Origin of the sequence: Streptomyces daghestanicus, from assembly GCF_020521275.1 — a bacterium.
Classification (GTDB): Bacteria; Actinomycetota; Actinomycetes; order Streptomycetales; family Streptomycetaceae; genus Streptomyces; species Streptomyces griseoviridis.
The window spans coordinates 640,903-658,726 of the sequence record NZ_BNDX01000008.1 but is presented as its reverse complement, the minus strand read 5'-3'; the positions used below and the strand labels follow the sequence as shown (position 1 = coordinate 658,726).

Here is a 17,824-nt window from a genome sequence, read left to right as displayed (position 1 = left end):
GGTGTGCTGCCCCTTCGCCGTACCCCCGGGTACCGTCGAGGACATGACGATCGAAGCCGTGGTCTGGGACGTCGACGACACCCTCTTCGACTACACCACCGCGGACCGCGAGGGCCTGCGCGCCCATCTCGTGGCCGAGCGGCTGCTCGACCGGCACGGGAGCGCCGAGGAGGCCCTCGCCCACTGGCGGACGATCACCGACGCCCAGTGGGCCCGGTTCGCGGCCGGCGAGGTGGACTTCCTCACCCAGCGGCGCGACCGCACCCGCGTCTTCCTGGACCGCCCGGAGCTGACCGACGCCGAGGCCGACGACTGGTTCGACCGGTACCTCGTCCACTACGAGGCCGCCTGGTCGCTCTTCCCCGACGTCCTGCCCGTGCTGGACACCCTGGCGGCCACCCACCGGCACGCCGTCCTCTCCAACTCCAGCCTCACCGTCCAGGACCGCAAGCTGCGCGTCCTCGGCGTCCACGACCGCTTCGAGGCCGTCCTCTGCGCCGCCGAGCTGGGCGTCTCCAAGCCCGCCGCCGACGCCTTCCTGGCGGCCTGCGACGCCCTCGCCCTCGCCCCGCACCAGGTCGCCTACGTGGGTGACCACCCGGAGATCGACGGCCGGGGTGCCGCCGAGGCCGGACTGCTGTCGGTCTGGATCGACCGGGGCGGCGCGTACGCGACCGTCGACCCGCCGGCCGGCCCGCGCCGCATCGCGTCCCTCGCGGAACTCCCCTCGGTCCTCGGCGCCGATACTCGTTTTGGAGCCCCGTCCACCTTCGGGTAATGTTCTTCCTGCGCCGCCGGGGAACGGGCCGAAAGGCCGGAGCCGGAAGCGTAGAACTAGAACAAGATCCCCGGCACGGGGCTTGCGTTCCAGTGGCCTATGGTGTAATTGGCAGCACGACTGATTCTGGTTCAGTTAGTCTTGGTTCGAGTCCAGGTAGGCCAGCTCGCAGAGCTCATCTGCGTCGCGGAGACCATCCGCAAAGCCCCCGTTGTGTAGCGGCCTAGCACGCTGCCCTCTCAAGGCAGTAGCGCCGGTTCGAATCCGGTCGGGGGTACGGTGATCCACTTCATGGTGATCGCTAGGGCCCCCGTTGTGTAGCGGCCTAGCACGCCGCCCTCTCAAGGCGGTAGCGCCGGTTCGAATCCGGTCGGGGGTACTGTCTGGTCTAAACCACATTGGTCTATGGTGTAATTGGCAGCACGACTGATTCTGGTTCAGTTAGTCTTGGTTCGAGTCCAGGTAGACCAGCTCGGACCTGCGGAAACGCAGGCTCCACGCCCCCGTTGTGTAGCGGCCTAGCACGCCGCCCTCTCAAGGCGGTAGCGCCGGTTCGAATCCGGTCGGGGGTACAGAACGAATGGCTCCCCGCCGCAGCGGAAACGCTGCGGCGGGGAGCCATTTCGCTGTAGCGCGGGTGCGGGTCCGTCGTGGTCGATCGCGCAGTTCCCCGCGCCCCTTTCCGGGGCGTCGCACTCAGGTCGGCCGCGGCGCTGGGGCCGACCTTCGCGGCGTCGTCAGCTGGAGCGGCGCAGGGCCTCCGAGAGGCGGCCGGCGGCGTCGATGACGGCCTGGGCGTGCATCCGGCCCGGGTGGCGGCTGAGGCGCTCGATGGGGCCGGAGACGGAGACGGCGGCCACCACGCGGTTGGACGGGCCGCGCACCGGCGCCGAGACCGAGGCGACACCCGGCTCGCGCTCCCCGATGGACTGGGCCCAGCCCCGGCGTCGTACGCCCGACAGGGCCGTCGCCGTGAAACGGGCGCCCTGGAGGCCGCGGTGCAGGCGCTCCGGCTCCTCCCAGGCCATCAGGATCTGCGCGGAGGACCCCGCCTTCATCGTGAGCGTGGAGCCGACCGGGACCGTGTCCCGCAGGCCGGACAGCCGCTCCGCCGCGGCGACGCAGATGCGCATGTCGCCCTGGCGGCGGTAGAGCTGGGCGCTCTCGCCCGTCACGTCACGGAGGTGGGTGAGCACCGGGCCCGCCGTCGCCAGCAGCCGGTCCTCGCCGGCCGCCGCGGCCAGCTCGGCCAGGCGCGGGCCGAGGATGAAACGACCCTGCATGTCCCGCGCCACCATGCGGTGGTGCTCCAGCGCCACGGCCAGCCGGTGGGCCGTGGGTCGTGCCAGTCCGGTGGCAGCGACCAACCCAGCGAGGGTGGCCGGACCGGACTCCAGAGCGCTCAGGACGAGGGCCGCCTTGTCCAGAACGCCGACGCCGCTACTGTTGTCCATGCAACGATACTCGCGTCTCACTCTGTGAAACGCAAGTTCAATTTTCCGTGGAACGCGCCACTCTGGAAGACACCAAGTCACAACGGCCCGTGACGTAAGGGCCTGGTGGCGGCTGCCCGGAACCGGGGCGTCGGGCGCCGCCTCCTCAAGATCTCTAGTTGGGCCGGCGAGCCGTCGCCGGCCGGAGGGAAAGCGATGGGTAGGACACTCGCGGAGAAGGTCTGGGACGACCATGTCGTCCGGCGCGCCGAGGGCGAGCCCGACCTCCTCTTCATCGATCTGCACCTGCTGCACGAGGTGACCAGCCCACAGGCCTTCGACGGCCTCCGCAAGAGCGGGCGCACGGTGCGCCGGCTCGACCTGACCATCGCCACCGAGGACCACAACACCCCGACCCTCGACATCGACAAGCCCATCGCCGACCCGGTCTCCCGGGTCCAGCTGGAGACGCTGCGCAAGAACGCCGCCGAGTTCGGCGTCCGGCTGCACTCGCTGGGCGACGTCGAGCAGGGCGTCGTGCACGTCGTGGGCCCGCAGCTCGGCCTGACGCAGCCCGGCACCACCGTGGTCTGCGGTGACTCGCACACCTCGACGCACGGCGCGTTCGGCGCGCTGGCGTTCGGCATCGGCACCTCCCAGGTCGAGCACGTGCTGGCCACCCAGACGCTGCCGATGGCCCGCCCCAAGACGATGGCGATCACCGTCAGGGGCGAGCTGCCCGACGGCGTCACCGCCAAGGACCTCATCCTGGCGGTCATCGCGAAGATCGGCACCGGGGGCGGCCAGGGCTACATCCTGGAGTACCGCGGCGAGGCCATCGAGAAGCTCTCGATGGAGGCCCGCATGACCATCTGCAACATGTCGATCGAGGCCGGCGCCCGCGCGGGCATGATCGCCCCCGACGAGACCACGTTCGCCTACCTCAAGGGCCGCCCGCACGCCCCCGAGGGCGCGGACTGGGACGCGGCGGTGGAGTACTGGAAGACGCTGAGGACGGACCCGGACGCCGAGTTCGACGCCGAGGTCGTCATCGAGGCCGCCGAGCTGTCGCCGTTCGTCACCTGGGGCACCAACCCGGGTCAGGGCGCGCCGCTCTCCGCCGCCGTCCCCGACCCGGCCTCCTACGAAGACGCCTCGGAGCGCCTCGCCGCCGAAAAGGCCCTGGAGTACATGGGGTTGGAGGCCGGTCAGCCGCTGCGTTCCATCAAGGTGGACACCGTCTTCGTGGGGTCCTGCACCAACGGCCGCATCGAGGACCTGCGCGCCGCCGCCGAGATCGTCAAGGGCCGCAAAGTCGCCGACGGCGTACGGATGCTGGTCGTCCCCGGCTCCGCGCGGGTCGGTCTCCAGGCCGTCTCCGAGGGCCTGGACGTCGTCTTCAAGGAGGCCGGGGCCGAATGGCGGCACGCGGGCTGCTCGATGTGCCTGGGCATGAACCCCGACCAGCTCGCCCCCGGTGAGCGCTCCGCCTCCACCTCCAACCGCAACTTCGAGGGCCGGCAGGGCAAGGGCGGGCGTACCCACCTGGTGTCCCCGCAGGTCGCCGCCGCGACGGCCGTCACGGGGCACCTGTCCTCCCCGGCCGACCTCGCCGCCGCCGACGCCCTCACGCCCGCTGGAGTCTGATCAGCCATGGAAGCATTCACCATCCACACCGGCCGGGCCGTCCCGCTGCGCCGCAGCAACGTCGACACCGACCAGATCATCCCCGCCCACTGGCTCAAGAAGGTGACCAGGGACGGGTTCGAGGACGGGCTGTTCGAGGCCTGGCGCAAGGACGGGACGTTCATCCTCAACCAGCCCGAGCGCAAGGGCGCCACCGTCCTGGTGGCCGGCCCCGACTTCGGTACCGGCTCCTCCCGCGAGCACGCCGTCTGGGCGCTCCAGAACTACGGCTTCAAGACGGTGATCTCCTCCCGCTTCGCCGACATCTTCCGCGGCAACTCGCTGAAGAACGGCCTGCTCACGGTGGTCATCGACCAGAAGATCGTGGACGCGCTGTGGGAGCTGACGGAGCGGGACCCGCAGGCCGAGATCACGGTCGACCTCCAGGCCCGCGAGGTGCGGGCCGAGGGCATCACCGCCTCCTTCGAGCTGGACGAGAACTCCCGCTGGCGGCTGCTGAACGGGCTGGACGACATCTCCCTCACGCTCCAGAACGAGGAGGACATCGCCGCGTACGAGGCGAAGCGTCCGTCCTTCAAGCCGAGCACCGTCCAGGTCTGACCCCGCCCCGGGCCTCATAGCCCCACGGGCCCGGCACGAGGTCGACTTTCGGCCACCCCCGCACACCCCCCGTACCCCCGATCGGACCGATCGGGGGTACGGCTGTGTCCGGGCCCGGACGGGGCGCGGCGACGCCGTAACTTCCCACGTTACGCAGGTGGTTGACGGGGTAGGTGGGTCGTGGACGCACGGTCGGGAAAGGTGCCGGAAGGGGCGTGGGAGACCACAGTTGCCCCCTGCGCAGGCGACAACTCGCCCCAGATGGCACAATCTGTGCATGGAACACGACGGCCAACTCCAGCTCTATACGGCGGTCGCGTCCCGGCTCAAGGAAGCGCACACAAGGGTGCGCGCACTGCAAGTCCCGGAGGGCGTACGGATGGCGCTGACCCGGAAGCTGCTGGTCATTACGGCCGCGGCCAAACACGATCTCGCCGGTGCGGCAAGGCGTCTGGAGCGGTTCACCGAGGATCTCGACGAAGGTCGGTATCCGGACGGGCGGCGCTGAACAGGCCGGGACAGCCGAGTCCGTTGCGGCACAAGGGTGATTAGCCCGTTTCGTGTTTGATTTGCGGTATATATCTGCCTAACGTGCGAAAAAGCTTGAACATTCTCGTTCTGGCGAGGTCTCCGAAGGGGAAGACGTGAACAAGGCGCAGCTCGTAGAAGCGATTGCCGACAAGATGGGCGGGCGGCAGCAGGCCGCCGACGCCGTCGACGCGGTCCTGGACGCCATCGTCCGCGCGGTCGTCGCGGGCGACCGGGTCTCGGTCACCGGATTCGGTTCCTTCGAGAAGGTCGACCGTCCGGCTCGCTATGCCCGTAACCCCCAGACGGGCGAGCGGGTTCGGGTCAAGAAGACCTCCGTGCCGCGCTTCCGTGCCGGTCAGGGCTTCAAGGACCTGGTCAGCGGGTCCAAGAAGCTGCCGAAGAACGACATCGCGGTCAAGAAGGCCCCCAAGGGCAGCCTCTCGGGCCCGCCGCCCACCATCGCCAAGGCCGCCGGCAAGAAGGCCGCGGCGAAGAAGACCACGGCCGCGGCGACCAAGAAGGCCACCCCCGCCAAGAAGACCACGGGCGCGGCGAAGAAGACGACGGCCGCGGCGACCAAGAAGGCCACCCCCGCGAAGACCGCCGCCAAGAAGGCCCCCGCGAAGAAGGCGACCGCCACCACGGCGAAGAAGGCCACCGCCCAGAAGGCGCCCGCGAAGAAGGCCACCGCCAAGAAGGCCCCGGCCAAGAAGTCCACCGCGCGCAAGACCACCGCCAAGAAGGCCACCGCCCGCAAGAAGTAACAGGCGCCGGCCCCCGGGGGCACTCACACGCCGGGCCGGACTCCCTCGGGAGTCCGGCCCGCGGTCCGTCCCGGGACGCCGGCTACAGCGTCTGCAGCGTCACCAGCGTGATCCGCAGGCCCTCGCTTGCCCCGGCGGCCCCCTCGGTCTCGATCCGCACCCGCTGCCCGGGACGCAGCAGCCGAAGGCCGCCCGCGTCGAACGCCGCCGCGTCGAAGGGCACCGGGGTGCCGTCGTCCAGCAGTACCTGTCCGCTGCGGCTGTCGGGGTCGTACGTGTAAGCGGTCGCCTGCATACGGGCAGCCTACTGCTCCGCGATCAGCAGCCGCGCGACGGCGGCGGCCGTGCGCGGACCCACCCCCAGCGCCAGCGCCGCCCGCAGATCCGCCCCGGTGTCGACGTCCTGCCGTACGGAATCCACCGCCGCGAGACGCAATTCCACCGCGCCCGACGTGCGGTGCGCGCGGCGGGAACCCGGGCCGAAGAAAGGGCGCAGTTCCCGGCCGGGGGCGGCGGCCAGCAGGGTCGTCCCGGTCGCCGCCGCGTCCGGGAGGAAAGCGCGCGGGAATTCCGCGGCGTTTTCCAGGACCCGGGTCAATTCCGTCGGCCGCAGTGCCGGGAGATCGGCGTTCAGCGCCGCCACCGGAGCGTGCGGACGTACGGCCCGTACGGCCGCCACCGCGTGCGCCAGGGCCGCGTTGAGGCCGCCGCCCGGCTCGTCCGCGACGACCCGGGCGCCGAGCGCGGCCAGCTCCCGACCCGCCCGGGGGTCGTCCGTGACGACTGCCACATCGGCCACCGCCGGACCGGCCAGCGCCGCCGCCACGGTGTCCAGGGCGAACGCCAGCGCCAGGTCCGGACGTACCGCGTCGTCCGCCGTGTCCGACAGCCTGCTCTTCGCTCGGGCCAAGGTCTTCACGGGCACGACCAAGCTCCACTGCACAGGCGAACCGTCCCTCTCTTGTCGCGCTCATTGTCACCCGGGGGCTCCGGGCGCCGGATGGGCGGGGCGTACCGTGTCCTCGACAGACCGGCGGCCCGGGGCGACACTTGTGCGGCTCCCCTGGCCCCGCCCAGGCCCTAGAGGAAGGTGTCCGCGTGCCCCGCCGCAGAATCGGCTTCTGGTACCGCTTGGCCGCGGTGATCTGCAAACCGCCGCTGGTGATACTGCTCAAGCGAGACTGGCGGGGAATGGAGAACATTCCGGCCGAGGGTGGATTCATCACCGCCGTGAACCACAATTCGTACATCGATCCCCTCGGATACGCGCACTACCAGTACAACACCGGACGCGTTCCTCGTTTCCTCGCCAAGAGCGGCCTTTTCAGGCAGGGATTCGTCGGGGCCGCCATGCGCGGCACCGGGCAGATCCCCGTCTACCGGGAGAGCACGGACGCGCTCAGCGCCTTCCGGGCCGCCATCGACGCCGTGGAGCGCGGAGAGTGCGTGGCCTTCTACCCCGAGGGCACCCTCACCCGCGACCCCGACGGCTGGCCCATGACCGCCAAGACCGGCGCCGCCCGCGTCGCCCTGCAGACCCGGTGCCCGGTGATCCCGGTCGCCCAGTGGGGCTGCAACGAACTCCTGCCGCCGTACGCCAGGAAGCCGCGCCTCCTGCCCCGCAAGACCCACCGCGTGCAGGCCGGCCCGCCCGTCGACCTCTCCCGGTTCTACGGCAAGGAGATGACCGCGGAGGTGCTGAAGGAGGCCACCGAGGTGATCATGGCCGCCGTCACCCGCCAGCTGGAGGAGATCCGCGGCGAGAAGGCACCCGACACTCCCTACGACCCGCGCCGCGAGCGGATCGAGCAGCGGCTCCGCACCCAGGCGCAGACGCGCCGGACGCTCGGCAAACAGGCAGAAGGACAAGGCACGTGATCAAGCCCGTCAAGGCGGCCGTCTTCGGCACCGGGTCCTGGGGCACCGCGTTCGGCGTCATCCTCGCCGACGCCGGCTGCGACGTCACCCTGTGGGCCCGGCGCCCCGAGCTGGCCGACGCGGTCAACTCCACCCGCGCCAACCCGGACTACCTGCCGGGCGTCGAACTCCCCGAGAACGTCCGGGCCACCGCCGACCCGGCCGAGGCCGCGGTCGGCGCCGACTTCACCGTCCTCGCGATCCCCTCCCAGACGGCCCGCGCCAACCTCGCCGCGTGGCGCCCGCTGCTCGCGCCCGACACCGTGCTGGTCTCCCTGATGAAGGGCGTCGAACTCGGCTCCGCGATGCGGATGAGCGAGGTCATCGAGGACGTCACCGAGGTGGGCGCCGACCGCGTCGCCGTGGTCACCGGACCCAACCTGGCCCGGGAGATCGCCGCGCGGATGCCCGCCGCAGCCGTCGTCGCCTGCACCGACGAGGCCGTCGCCCGGCGGCTCCAGGCCGCCTGCCACACCCCGTACTTCCGCCCGTACACCAACACCGACGTCATCGGCTGCGAACTCGGCGGCGCGGTGAAGAACGTGATCGGGCTGGCCGTCGGCATCGCGGACGGCATGGGCCTCGGCGACAACGCCAAGGGCTCCCTCATCACCCGCGGCCTCGCCGAGACGACCCGGCTCGGCGTCGCGCTCGGCGCCGACCCGCTGACCTTCTCCGGACTCGCGGGCCTCGGCGACCTGGTGGCGACCTGCTCCTCGCCGCTGTCCCGGAACCACACCTTCGGCACCAACCTCGGCAGGGGCATGACCCTGGAGGAGACCATCGCGGCCACCCAGCAGACCGCCGAGGGCGTCAAGTCCTGCGAGTCGGTGCTGGATCTGGCCCGCCGGCACGAGGTCGACATGCCGATCACCGAGACGGTCTTCGAGATCGTGCACGAGGGCAAGCCCCCGGTGGTCGCCGTCAAGGAGCTGATGTCGCGCAGCGCGAAGCCCGAACGACGCTGAGCCACCCTCGCTCGTTTGCCCGGGGCGGACGCTGTGACGCCGCCAGGAGGGCGGGTACTCTCAACGCGATATGAGCACCGAGAACCTCCCCCAGAGCCCCGAGCAGCCGCCGCGCAAGCCGCGGGTGGCCGTCGTGTTCGGCGGGCGCAGCTCCGAACACGGGATCTCCGTGGTGACCGCCGGCGCCGTCCTCGCCGCCATCGACCGGACGAAGTACGACGTCCTGCCGATCGGCATCACCACCGACGGCCGCTGGGCGCTCACCGCGGACGAGCCCGAACGCATGGCGATCACCGGCCGCCGCACCCCCAGCGTGGAGCAGCTCGCCGACTCGGTGGAGGGCGCCGTGGTGCTCTCCGTCGACCCCGCCAACCGTGAGGTCGTCTACAGCGAACCGGGCTCGGTGCCCAAGGTCCTCGGCGAGGTCGATGTCGTCTTCCCCGTCCTGCACGGCCCCTACGGCGAGGACGGCACCCTCCAGGGCCTGCTGGAGCTGTCCGGTGTGCCCTATGTCGGCTCGGGTGTGCTCGCCTCGGCGGTCGGCCAGGACAAGGACTACATGAAGCGGGTGTTCACCTCCTTCGGGCTCAAGGTCGGCCCGTACATGGTGATCCGGCCCCGCGAGTGGGAGCGGGACGCCCCCGCCGCCCGGCAGAGAATCGTCGACTTCGCCGGCGAGCACGGCTGGCCGCTGTTCGTGAAGCCCGCCCGCGCGGGTTCCTCGATCGGCATCACCAAGGTCGACGGCCTCTCCGGGCTCGACGAGGCGATCGCCGAGGCCCGCCGGCACGACCCGAAGATCCTGGTCGAGGCCGCGCTCACGGGCCGCGAGATCGAGTGCGGGGTGCTGGAGTTCGAGGACGGCCCGCGGGCCTCCGTACCCGCCGAGATCCCCCCGCCGAGCGCGCACGCCTACTACGACTTCGAGGCGAAGTACATCGACTCCACGCCCGGTCTGGTGCCCGCGCCGCTCACCGACGAGGAGACGGCCGAGGTGCGGCGGCTCGCGGTCGAGGCGTTCGAGGCGGCGTCCTGCGAGGGACTGGTCCGCGCGGACTTCTTCCTCACCGAGGACGGCGAGTTCGTCATCAACGAGATCAACACCCTGCCCGGCTTCACGCCGATCTCGATGTACCCGCAGATGTGGCAGGCCAGCGGGGTCTCCTACCCCGAACTGGTGGACCGCCTGGTGCAGGCCGCGCTGAACCGGCCGACGGGACTGCGCTGACCGCGGGGGCGGGTCAGAGGGCGATCCCTTCGGGGATCGCCTTTTTCACGGCCGCGGCCAGGTCGATCAGCACGCTGGAGCTGTCCCGGCCCGCGGGCACGGTGACCTCGACGTACGCCTCCCGGTTGGCGGTGGTGAACCGGTACGCCCCGTCGTCCTCCTTCTCCATCAGCCAGTCCACGCCGTTCACCCCGCCGGCCACCGCGTCCGCGTCCCGGCCCTCGGCCACCTCGGGGTCGGCCATCTTCGGCGGCCGTTCGACACCGCAGCGCAGTATGATCAGCGGGTTTCCCCAGCCCGCCGTCAGCTTCGAGGCGGGCTCGGGGTCCTTGCGGCTCAGGCCGTCCACCTTCGGCGGCACGGCCTCGTCCAGGTCCTCGCAGAGCGCGACCACCTTCGCGTCCGGGCTGGGAACCGCCGCCGAGGGCCCGTCGTCCGTCGCGGAGCAGCCCGCGACGGCGGTCAGCAGGACGAGCAGGGGCAGACCGAGGAGCCGGTGACGCGAGGAGTTCACCGGCACAGGGTAGACGGGGACTACAGATGGACGACCGGGCAGGTCAGGGTGCGGGTGATGCCGTCCACTTTCTGGACCTCGGCGACCACCATGCGGCCCAGCTCGTCGACGGTGTCGGCCTGCGCCCGCACGATCACGTCGTACGGCCCGGTCACGTCCTCGGCCTGGATCACCCCCGGCAGTCTGCTGATCGTGCCGGCGACGGACGACGCCTTGCCGACCTCCGTCTGGATCAGGATGTACGCCTGTACCACGGAACCTCCAGGGCGGCCACGAGGATCATGTGGGGAAAAGGAACGCCACGGTATCGCGTCGTCCGGCGCCACGGGGAGACCCGCGTGGCACGGCCCCGCGTGCCGGAGCACCCCGGGCACCCTGGTACACACAGACGACGCGCGACCGGGCACGGACCGGGACGGAAGGGGAGTAGGGCATGAAGGGCACTGTTGGTGAGCTCGGGGAGTTCGGGCTCATCAGGGAGCTCACCTCCCGTCTCACCACCACCCCGGCGGTCCGGATCGGCCCCGGCGACGACGCCGCGGTGGTCGCCGCGCCCGACCGGCGGGTGGTGGCCACCACCGACATACTCGTGGAGGGCCGGCACTTCCGCCGTGACTGGTCCACCGCCTACGACGTCGGCCGCAAGGCCGCCGCCCAGAACCTCGCCGACATCGCCGCCATGGGGGCCGTGCCGACCGCGCTGCTGCTCGGCCTGGTCGTCCCCGCCGAATGCCCCGTGACCTGGCCGACCGAGCTGATGGACGGGCTGCGCGACGAGTGCCAGGTCGCCGGTGCCGCCGTGGTCGGCGGTGACGTGGTGGGCGGCGACACCATCACCGTGTCCATCACCGCCCTCGGCGACCTGCGCGGCCAGGAACCGGTGACCCGGGCCGGCGCCCGCCCCGGCGACCTGGTCGCGGTGATCGGCTGGCTCGGCTGGTCCGCGGCCGGGTTCGCCGTGCTCTCCCGGGGGTTCCGCTCGCCGCGCGCCTTCGTGGAGGCCCACCGGCGGCCGGAGCCGCCGTACCACGCGGGGCCGGCCGCCGCCGGGCTCGGGGCGAGCGCGATGTGCGACGTCAGCGACGGGCTGATCGCGGACCTCGGGCACATCGCGGAGGCCAGCAAGGTCCGCATCGACATCCGCTCCGCGCAGATCGACATCCCGTCCCAGATGAACGACATCGGCCAGGCCGTCGGCGTCGACCCGCTCCAGTGGGTGCTGACCGGGGGAGAGGACCACGCGATCGTGGCGACCTTCCCGCCGGACGTGAAGCTGCCCGCCCGCTGGAAGGTCATCGGCGAGGTCCTGCACCCCTCGGCGCTGCCCCAGGTCACCGTCGACGGGGCGCCCTGGACCAGCAGCGGCGGCTGGGACCACTTCGGCGGGGAGATCGAGGGATGAGCGCGCCGCCCAGGGTCCTCACGGTCGCCGGCTCCGACTCCGGCGGCGGCGCCGGCGTGCAGGCCGACCTGAAGACGATGCTCGCGCTCGGCACCCACGGGATGAGCGTGCTCACCGCGGTGACCGCGCAGAACTCCCTCGGGGTGCAGGGCGCCTGGGAACTGCCCGCCGAGGCGGTCCGGGCGCAGTACCGCAGCGTCGTCGACGACATCGGCGTCCAGGCGGTCAAGACCGGCATGCTGGCCTCGGCGGAACTGGTCGAGACCGTCGCCGAGCTGATCTCCGGCACGGACGCCCCCGCGGTGGTCGACCCGGTCGGCGTCTCCAAGCACGGGGACGCGCTGCTGGCCGCCTCCGCCCTGGACTCCGTACGGACCAGGCTGCTGCCGGTCGCCACCGTCGCCACCCCGAACCTGGACGAGGTGGCGCAGATCACCGGCGTACGGGTCACGGCGGAGGGCGATCTGCGCCGGGCCGCCGGGGCGCTGCTGGAGTTCGGGCCGCGCTGGGCGCTGATCAAGGGCGGGCACCTGCCGGGGGAAGCGGTCGATCTGCTCACCGACGGCTCGGAGGAGCACTGGCTGCGCGCCCCGCGCCACGACAACCGGCACACCCACGGCACCGGCTGCACCCTCGCCTCGGCGATCGCCGCGCACCTGGCGCACGGCCTGTCCGTGCCGGCGGCGGTGACGGCGGCCAAGGAGTACGTCACCGGGGCGATCGCGGCCGGGTTCCCGCTCGGCGGGGGGATCGGGCCGGTGGATCACGGGTGGGCGCTGCGGCGCCGGACCTGAGGGCGTACGGCGAAAAGCCGGCCCACCGTGAGGTGGACCGGCTTTTCGCAGCGAACCGACAGTGGCCGCGCGCTGGTGCTGAGCGTCAGCGCGAGACCTTGCCGGCCTTGATGCACGAGGTGCAAGCGTTCACGCGCTTCGGCGTCCCGCCGACCACGGTACGCACACGCTGGATGTTCGGGTTCCAGCGACGGGGCGTACGGCGGTGCGAGTGCGAGATGTTGTTGCCGAAGCCCGGCCCCTTGCCGCAGACGTCGCAGTTGGCAGCCACGGGTCACTCCAAAGACTTCAGATGCACTTACGGTTGACCCCGGCATGCCGGGGTCGAGAACTCGGGGCTTCCGGGGAAGCGGCCGCGATCTGAGTGGCGTTGCCAGGGGGGAATGGCCCGATCAGGATCGGGCAACCGGAGCAGCATACAACGACTGCGTCCGTACAACGAAACTACCATGGCAGCTCAGGGGCCCTGTCCCCGGCTCCGTCCCGGCCCTCTTCCGGTGGGCGCCACGCCCGGGGTCTACGCTGCGTGCCACGTCCAGCAGCTCAGGGAGGCGCAGGTGCCGCAGAGGTTCTTCGACGCCCCGGCGGTGCGCGTCTGGTGCGGTCGGGCGCTGAGCGCGCTGGGACGGGCGCGCGAGGAGATCGACGCGATCAACGTCTATCCGGTCGCGGACGGGGACACCGGCACCAATCTGTACCTGACGCTGGAATCGGCGGCGGCGGCCGTGGAGGCCGTCTTCTCGGGGCACGAGGCCGGCCGCACCGGCACCGCCCCCTCGCTCGCCGAGGCGATACGGGCGATGGCGCACGGCGCGCTGATCGGCGCGCGCGGCAACTCGGGGACGATCCTGGCGCAGCTGCTGCGCGGCATGGCCCAGGTGCTGGCGGCGGAGGAGCGGGGCGAGCGGGACACCGGGGGACCGGGGCTGCGGCGCGCCCTGCGGCACGCGGCCGACTCCGCCCGGCAGGCCGTCGCCCACCCCGTCGAGGGCACCGTCCTCACCGTGGCCTCGGCCGCCGCCGACGCGGCCGGCCGCGTCGAGGGCGGCTGCGACGCCGTGGCCCGGGCCGCCTACGAGGGCGCCCGCACGGCGCTCGCCGCGACCCCGGGGCAACTGCCCGCCCTGGAGCGGGCCGGTGTGGTCGACGCCGGCGGACACGGCCTGGTCACGGTGCTCGGGGCCCTCGTGGAGACGCTCACCGGGGAGACGGCCCCGGCGCTCCCGGCCGAGGCCGAAGTGGAGCACGCGCGCGTACCGGAGGAAGCGGCGGAGAGCGCGGACGCCGGCGAGTGCCCGCCCGGCGAGGGCGGCCCCGCCTTCGAGGTGATCTACCTCCTGGAGGCCGGGGAACCGGCCGTGGCCCGGCTGCGGCGGCGGCTGGACGCCCTCGGCGACTCCCTGGTGGTGGTCGGCGGCGACGGGCTGTGGAACGTCCACGTGCACGTGGACGACGCCGGGGCCGCCGTCGAGGCGGGCGTCGAGGCGGGCCGGCCGTACCGCATCCGCATCACCCACTTCGGGCAGGGCGACGCGCACACCGGCGGCGCCGGGCGCCCGCCCCGCGAAAGGGTCCAGCGGGCCGTGGTGGCCGTCGTGCCCGGAGAGGGGCTGGCCGGGCTCTGCGCGGAGGCCGGGGCCACCACCGTGCTGGCCCGCCCCGGGGAGCCGCCCGCCAGCGCCGAACTGGCCGAGGCGGTCCGTCGCGCCCACGCGCGCGAGGTCGTACTGCTGCCCAACGACGCCGAACTGCGCCAGACCGCCGCCGCGGCCGCCGACCAGGCCCGGCAGGCCGGGGTCCGGGTCGCCCTCATCCCCACCCGCTCCGCGGTGCAGGGCATCGCCGCGCTCGCCGTGCACGAGCCCGGCCGGCGCTTCGACGAGGACGTGGTGGCCATGACCTCCGCGGCCGGCGCCACCCGCTACGCCGAGGTCACCGTCGCCGAACGCCAGTCGTGGACCACGGCCGGCATCTGCCAGGCCGGCGACGTCCTCGGACTGGTCGACGGGGACGTGGCGGTGATCGGCTCCGACGTGGCGGCCACCGCCCGGGCCGTCCTGGACCGGATGCTCGCGGCCGGCGGCGAACTGGTCACCCTGGTCCTGGGCGACGACGCCCCCGAGGACATCGCCGACCGCCTGCGGACGCGGGTCAGGGAGGCATACCTCGCCGTGGACACGGTGGTCTACCGGGGCGGGCGGCAGGGCTCGCTGCTGCTCATCGGCGTGGAGTAGGGCGCTCACCGGGCCTTCTCCCGGCCGTCCCGGGCCCTTCTCCCGGCCGTCCCGAACTTTCTCCCGGCCGTCCCCGGAGCTTTCTCCCGGCCTTCCCCGGGCCGCGCGCGGCCATTGTCAGTGGCGTGGTGTGCAATGGATCTCGTGCCCGCATCGCAAGAACCGCTGCATCAGTCCCTGAAGTCGGTGCTCGGCCCCGCCACCGCGAAGGTGATGGCCGAGCACCTCGGCCTGCACACCGTCGGCGACCTCCTCCACCACTATCCGCGCAGATACGAGGAGCGCGGCCAGCTCACCCACCTCGCCGACCTCCCCATGGACGAGCACGTCACGGTGGTCGCCCAGGTCGCCGACGCCCGCCTGCACACCTTCGCCTCGTCGAAGGCCCCGCGCGGCAAGGGCCAGCGGCTGGAGGTGACGATCACCGACGGCAGCGGCCGGCTGCAACTGGTCTTCTTCGGGAACGGCGTCCACAAGCCCCACAAGGAACTCCTGCCGGGCACCCGCGCGATGTTCTCCGGCAAGGTCTCCGTCTTCAACCGGAAACTGCAACTGGCCCACCCCGCCTACGAACTGCTGCGCGGCGACAGCGAGGAGACGGTGGAGAGCTGGGCCGGCGCCCTCATCCCGCTCTACCCCGCCACCGCCAAACTGGAGTCCTGGAAGCTCGCCAAGGCGATCCAGACGGTGCTGCCCGCCGCCCAGGAGGCCGTCGACCCGCTCCCCGGGTCACTGCGCGAGGGACGCGGCCTGGTCTCCCTCCCCGAGGCCCTGCTCAAGATCCACCGCCCGCACACCCAGGCCGACGTCGCCGCCGCGCGCGCCCGCCTGAAGTGGGACGAGGCGTTCGTCCTCCAGGTCGCCCTCGCCCGCCGCCGCCACGCCGAGACCCAGCTCGCCGCCGTCCCCCGCAGGCCCCGGCCCGACGGCCTGCTGACCGCCTTCGACGACCGCCTGCCCTTCACCCTCACCGAGGGCCAGCGGAAGGTCTCCCGCGAGATCTTCGACGACCTCGCCACCGACCACCCGATGCACCGGCTCCTCCAGGGCGAGGTCGGTTCGGGAAAGACACTGGTGGCCCTGCGGGCCATGCTCGCCGTCGTGGACGCCGGGGGACAGGCGGCGATGCTCGCGCCCACCGAGGTGCTGGCCCAGCAGCACCACCGGTCGGTCGTGGAGATGATGGGCGAGCTGGCCGAAGGCGGCATGCTGGGCGGCACCGAGCACGCCACCAAGGTCGTGCTGCTGACCGGCTCGATGGGCACCGCCGCCCGCCGCCGGGCCATGCTCGACCTGGCCACCGGCGAGGCCGGCATCGTCATCGGCACCCACGCGCTCATCGAGGACAAGGTCCAGTTCCACGACCTGGGCCTGGTCGTCGTCGACGAGCAGCACCGGTTCGGCGTCGAGCAGCGCGACGCCCTGCGCGGCAAGGGCAAGCAGCCGCCCCACCTCCTCGTCATGACCGCCACGCCCATTCCGCGCACGGTCGCCATGACCGTCTTCGGCGACCTGGAGACCTCCGTCCTGGACCAGCTCCCCGCGGGCCGCTCACCCATCGCCAGCCATGTCGTCCCGGCCGCCGACAAACCCCACTTCCTCGCCCGCGCCTGGGAACGGGTCCGCGAGGAGGTGGAGAACGGCCACCAGGCCTACGTCGTCTGCCCCCGCATCGGTGACGAGGAGGACGCCCCCAGGAAGGGCAAGGGCGCACCCCGGGACGACGGGGACAGACGCCCGCCGCTCGCCGTCCTCGACCTCGCCGACCAGCTCGCCAAGGGCCCGCTCAGCGGGCTCACGGTCGAGGTGCTGCACGGCCGTATGCACCCCGACGACAAGGACGCCGTCATGCGCCGCTACGCCGCGGGCGACACCGACGTCCTGGTCGCCACCACCGTCATCGAGGTCGGGGTCAACGTGCCCAACGCCACCGCCATGGTGATCATGGACGCGGACCGCTTCGGCGTCTCCCAGCTCCACCAGCTGCGCGGCCGGGTCGGCCGCGGCTCCGCGCCCGGACTCTGCCTGCTGGTCAGCGAGATGCCGGAGGCGAGCGCGGCCCGCCGGCGGCTCGACGCCGTCGCCTCCACCCTGGACGGCTTCGAGCTGTCCCGCATCGACCTCGAACAGCGCCGCGAGGGCGACGTCCTCGGCCAGGCCCAGTCCGGCGCCCGCACCTCCCTGCGGGTCCTGGCCGTCATCGAGGACGAGGAGATCATCGCGGAGGCGAGACAGGAGGCGGCGGCGCTGGTGGCGGCCGACCCGGAACTGACGACCCTCCCCGGCCTGCGCACGGCCCTGGACGCCCTCTTGGACGAGGAGCGGGAGCAGTACCTGGAAAAGGGGTGACGGCGGTTTCCCCGGAGGCGCGGCGCACCGCGCGACCAGCCACACTGAAACCGTCAGCCGCCAACCACCAAGGACCACACATGACCCGCGTGATCGCCGGCGAAGCCGGCGGACGCCGCCTCGCAGTGCCGCCGGGCAACAGCACCCGCCCCACCTCCGACCGCGCCCGCGAGGGCCTCTTCTCCACTTGGCAGTCCCTGCTGGGCGGCCCGCTCGACGGCGAACGGGTCCTCGACCTGTACGCCGGCTCCGGCGCCGTCGGCCTGGAGGCCCTCTCCCGGGGCGCGGGCCACGTCCTCCTCGTGGAGGCCGACGCCCGCGCCGCCCGTACCGTCCGGGACAACGCCAGGACCGTCGGTCTCCCCGGCGCCGAGGTCCGCGCCGGCAAGGCCAGGCAGATCGTCCAGGCCCCGCCGGACGACCCGTACGACCTGGTCTTCCTCGATCCCCCGTACGCCGTCTCCGACGACGATCTTCGGGAGATCCTGCTCACACTCCGTACGCAGGGGTGGCTCGCGGACGAAGCCCTCGTCACCGTGGAGCGCAGCACCAGAGGCGGGGAGTTCCGGTGGCCGGAGGGTTTCGACGCGCTCCGGTCCCGTCGCTACGGCGAGGGAACGTTTTGGTACGGTCGCGCCGCCTCCACGTGCGAAGACGCACGATGA

The 17,824-nt window shown here is 72.3% G+C and carries 19 protein-coding genes and 5 tRNA genes; 18 read left to right on the top strand and 6 right to left on the bottom strand.

Annotated features, from left to right (window positions below):
- The first annotated feature begins 43 nt into the window (after positions 1–43).
- From Sdagh_RS12360 to Sdagh_RS12335, 6 genes are all read left to right on the top strand, one after another.
- Positions 44–778 (top strand): HAD family hydrolase, encoded by a 735-nt coding sequence (locus Sdagh_RS12360; RefSeq protein WP_189419742.1) that lies wholly within the window; start codon positions 44–46, stop codon positions 776–778.
- 93 nt (positions 779–871) lie between these two features.
- A tRNA-Gln gene (locus Sdagh_RS12355) sits at positions 872–943 on the top strand.
- Between the two features lie 39 nt (positions 944–982).
- Positions 983–1,055 (top strand) — tRNA-Glu (locus tag Sdagh_RS12350).
- 29 nt (positions 1,056–1,084) lie between these two features.
- Positions 1,085–1,157, top strand: a tRNA-Glu gene (locus Sdagh_RS12345).
- 20 nt (positions 1,158–1,177) lie between these two features.
- Positions 1,178–1,249: transfer RNA gene (locus tag Sdagh_RS12340), tRNA-Gln, on the top strand.
- A 28-nt stretch (positions 1,250–1,277) separates the two neighbouring features.
- Positions 1,278–1,350: transfer RNA gene (locus Sdagh_RS12335), tRNA-Glu, on the top strand.
- A gap of 165 nt (positions 1,351–1,515) precedes the next feature.
- Here the strand turns inward: Sdagh_RS12335 and ndgR are convergent.
- Positions 1,516–2,232, bottom strand: a complete 717-nt coding sequence (gene ndgR, locus Sdagh_RS12330; RefSeq protein ID WP_189419740.1) for an IclR family transcriptional regulator NdgR — start codon at positions 2,230–2,232, stop codon at positions 1,516–1,518.
- Positions 2,233–2,427: 195 nt separating this feature from the next.
- On the opposite strand from ndgR, the gene leuC reads away from it, so the two are divergent.
- The 4 genes from leuC (at position 2,428) to Sdagh_RS12310 (ending at position 5,753) form a co-directional block, all read left to right on the top strand.
- Positions 2,428–3,858, top strand: a complete 1,431-nt coding sequence (leuC, locus tag Sdagh_RS12325) for a 3-isopropylmalate dehydratase large subunit (protein WP_190011661.1) — start codon at positions 2,428–2,430, stop codon at positions 3,856–3,858.
- A gap of 6 nt (positions 3,859–3,864) precedes the next feature.
- Entirely contained in the window at positions 3,865–4,458 is a 594-nt protein-coding gene (gene leuD / locus Sdagh_RS12320) for a 3-isopropylmalate dehydratase small subunit (RefSeq protein WP_190077425.1), read from the top strand.
- A gap of 277 nt (positions 4,459–4,735) precedes the next feature.
- Positions 4,736–4,966: an SCO5555 family protein gene (locus tag Sdagh_RS12315; RefSeq protein ID WP_189419734.1), complete on the top strand. Its 231-nt coding sequence runs from the start codon at positions 4,736–4,738 to the stop codon at positions 4,964–4,966.
- A gap of 136 nt (positions 4,967–5,102) precedes the next feature.
- Positions 5,103–5,753: an HU family DNA-binding protein gene (locus tag Sdagh_RS12310; protein WP_190077424.1), complete on the top strand. Its 651-nt coding sequence runs from the start codon at positions 5,103–5,105 to the stop codon at positions 5,751–5,753.
- Between the two features lie 82 nt (positions 5,754–5,835).
- Here Sdagh_RS12310 and Sdagh_RS12305 read toward each other — a convergent pair whose 3' ends face one another.
- Both Sdagh_RS12305 and cofC read right to left on the bottom strand, forming a co-directional pair.
- On the bottom strand, positions 5,836–6,048 hold the full coding sequence (locus Sdagh_RS12305; protein ID WP_189419730.1) for a hypothetical protein: 213 nt from the start codon (positions 6,046–6,048) through the stop codon (positions 5,836–5,838).
- Between the two features lie 9 nt (positions 6,049–6,057).
- Positions 6,058–6,696, bottom strand: coding sequence for a 2-phospho-L-lactate guanylyltransferase (cofC, locus tag Sdagh_RS12300; RefSeq protein WP_189419728.1), 639 nt, complete (start codon positions 6,694–6,696; stop codon positions 6,058–6,060).
- Positions 6,697–6,851: 155 nt separating this feature from the next.
- Between cofC and Sdagh_RS12295 the strand changes: the two genes are divergently transcribed.
- From Sdagh_RS12295 to Sdagh_RS12285, 3 genes are all read left to right on the top strand, one after another.
- On the top strand, positions 6,852–7,631 hold the full coding sequence (locus Sdagh_RS12295) for a lysophospholipid acyltransferase family protein (protein WP_190077423.1): 780 nt from the start codon (positions 6,852–6,854) through the stop codon (positions 7,629–7,631).
- On the top strand, positions 7,628–8,638 hold the full coding sequence (locus Sdagh_RS12290; RefSeq protein ID WP_190077422.1) for an NAD(P)H-dependent glycerol-3-phosphate dehydrogenase: 1,011 nt from the start codon (positions 7,628–7,630) through the stop codon (positions 8,636–8,638). Before Sdagh_RS12295 ends, Sdagh_RS12290 begins: the two co-directional genes overlap by 4 nt.
- 70 nt (positions 8,639–8,708) lie before the next feature.
- Positions 8,709–9,866: a D-alanine--D-alanine ligase family protein gene (locus Sdagh_RS12285; protein ID WP_190077421.1), complete on the top strand. Its 1,158-nt coding sequence runs from the start codon at positions 8,709–8,711 to the stop codon at positions 9,864–9,866.
- 13 nt (positions 9,867–9,879) lie between these two features.
- Here the strand turns inward: Sdagh_RS12285 and Sdagh_RS12280 are convergent, their stop codons facing one another.
- Positions 9,880–10,380 carry a DUF3515 domain-containing protein gene (locus tag Sdagh_RS12280; protein WP_189419722.1) on the bottom strand — a complete coding sequence of 167 codons (501 nt, stop codon included), beginning with the start codon at positions 10,378–10,380 and terminating at the stop codon, positions 9,880–9,882.
- Between the two features lie 20 nt (positions 10,381–10,400).
- Positions 10,401–10,634, bottom strand: a complete 234-nt coding sequence (locus tag Sdagh_RS12275) for an Lrp/AsnC ligand binding domain-containing protein (protein ID WP_189419721.1) — start codon at positions 10,632–10,634, stop codon at positions 10,401–10,403.
- Positions 10,635–10,813: 179 nt separating this feature from the next.
- On the opposite strand from Sdagh_RS12275, the gene Sdagh_RS12270 reads away from it, so the two are divergent.
- Together Sdagh_RS12270 and thiD are read left to right on the top strand one after the other, a co-directional pair.
- Entirely contained in the window at positions 10,814–11,782 is a 969-nt protein-coding gene (locus Sdagh_RS12270) for a thiamine-phosphate kinase (protein WP_190011723.1), read from the top strand.
- Positions 11,779–12,576 (top strand): bifunctional hydroxymethylpyrimidine kinase/phosphomethylpyrimidine kinase, encoded by a 798-nt coding sequence (gene thiD, locus Sdagh_RS12265; protein WP_190077420.1) that lies wholly within the window; start codon positions 11,779–11,781, stop codon positions 12,574–12,576. Before Sdagh_RS12270 ends, thiD begins: the two co-directional genes overlap by 4 nt.
- An 85-nt stretch (positions 12,577–12,661) precedes the next feature.
- Here the strand turns inward: thiD and rpmB are convergent, their stop codons facing one another.
- Entirely contained in the window at positions 12,662–12,847 is a 186-nt protein-coding gene (gene rpmB, locus Sdagh_RS12260) for a 50S ribosomal protein L28 (protein WP_004924906.1), read from the bottom strand.
- Between the two features lie 286 nt (positions 12,848–13,133).
- On the opposite strand from rpmB, the gene Sdagh_RS12255 reads away from it, so the two are divergent.
- From Sdagh_RS12255 to rsmD, 3 genes are all read left to right on the top strand, one after another.
- Positions 13,134–14,810, top strand: a complete 1,677-nt coding sequence (locus tag Sdagh_RS12255; protein WP_226535072.1) for a DAK2 domain-containing protein — start codon at positions 13,134–13,136, stop codon at positions 14,808–14,810.
- 135 nt (positions 14,811–14,945) lie between these two features.
- Positions 14,946–17,159 (top strand): ATP-dependent DNA helicase RecG, encoded by a 2,214-nt coding sequence (gene recG / locus Sdagh_RS12250; RefSeq protein WP_190077418.1) that lies wholly within the window; start codon positions 14,946–14,948, stop codon positions 17,157–17,159.
- A gap of 44 nt (positions 17,160–17,203) precedes the next feature.
- Positions 17,204–17,824 carry a 16S rRNA (guanine(966)-N(2))-methyltransferase RsmD gene (gene rsmD / locus Sdagh_RS12245; protein ID WP_226535336.1) on the top strand — a complete coding sequence of 207 codons (621 nt, stop codon included), beginning with the start codon at positions 17,204–17,206 and terminating at the stop codon, positions 17,822–17,824.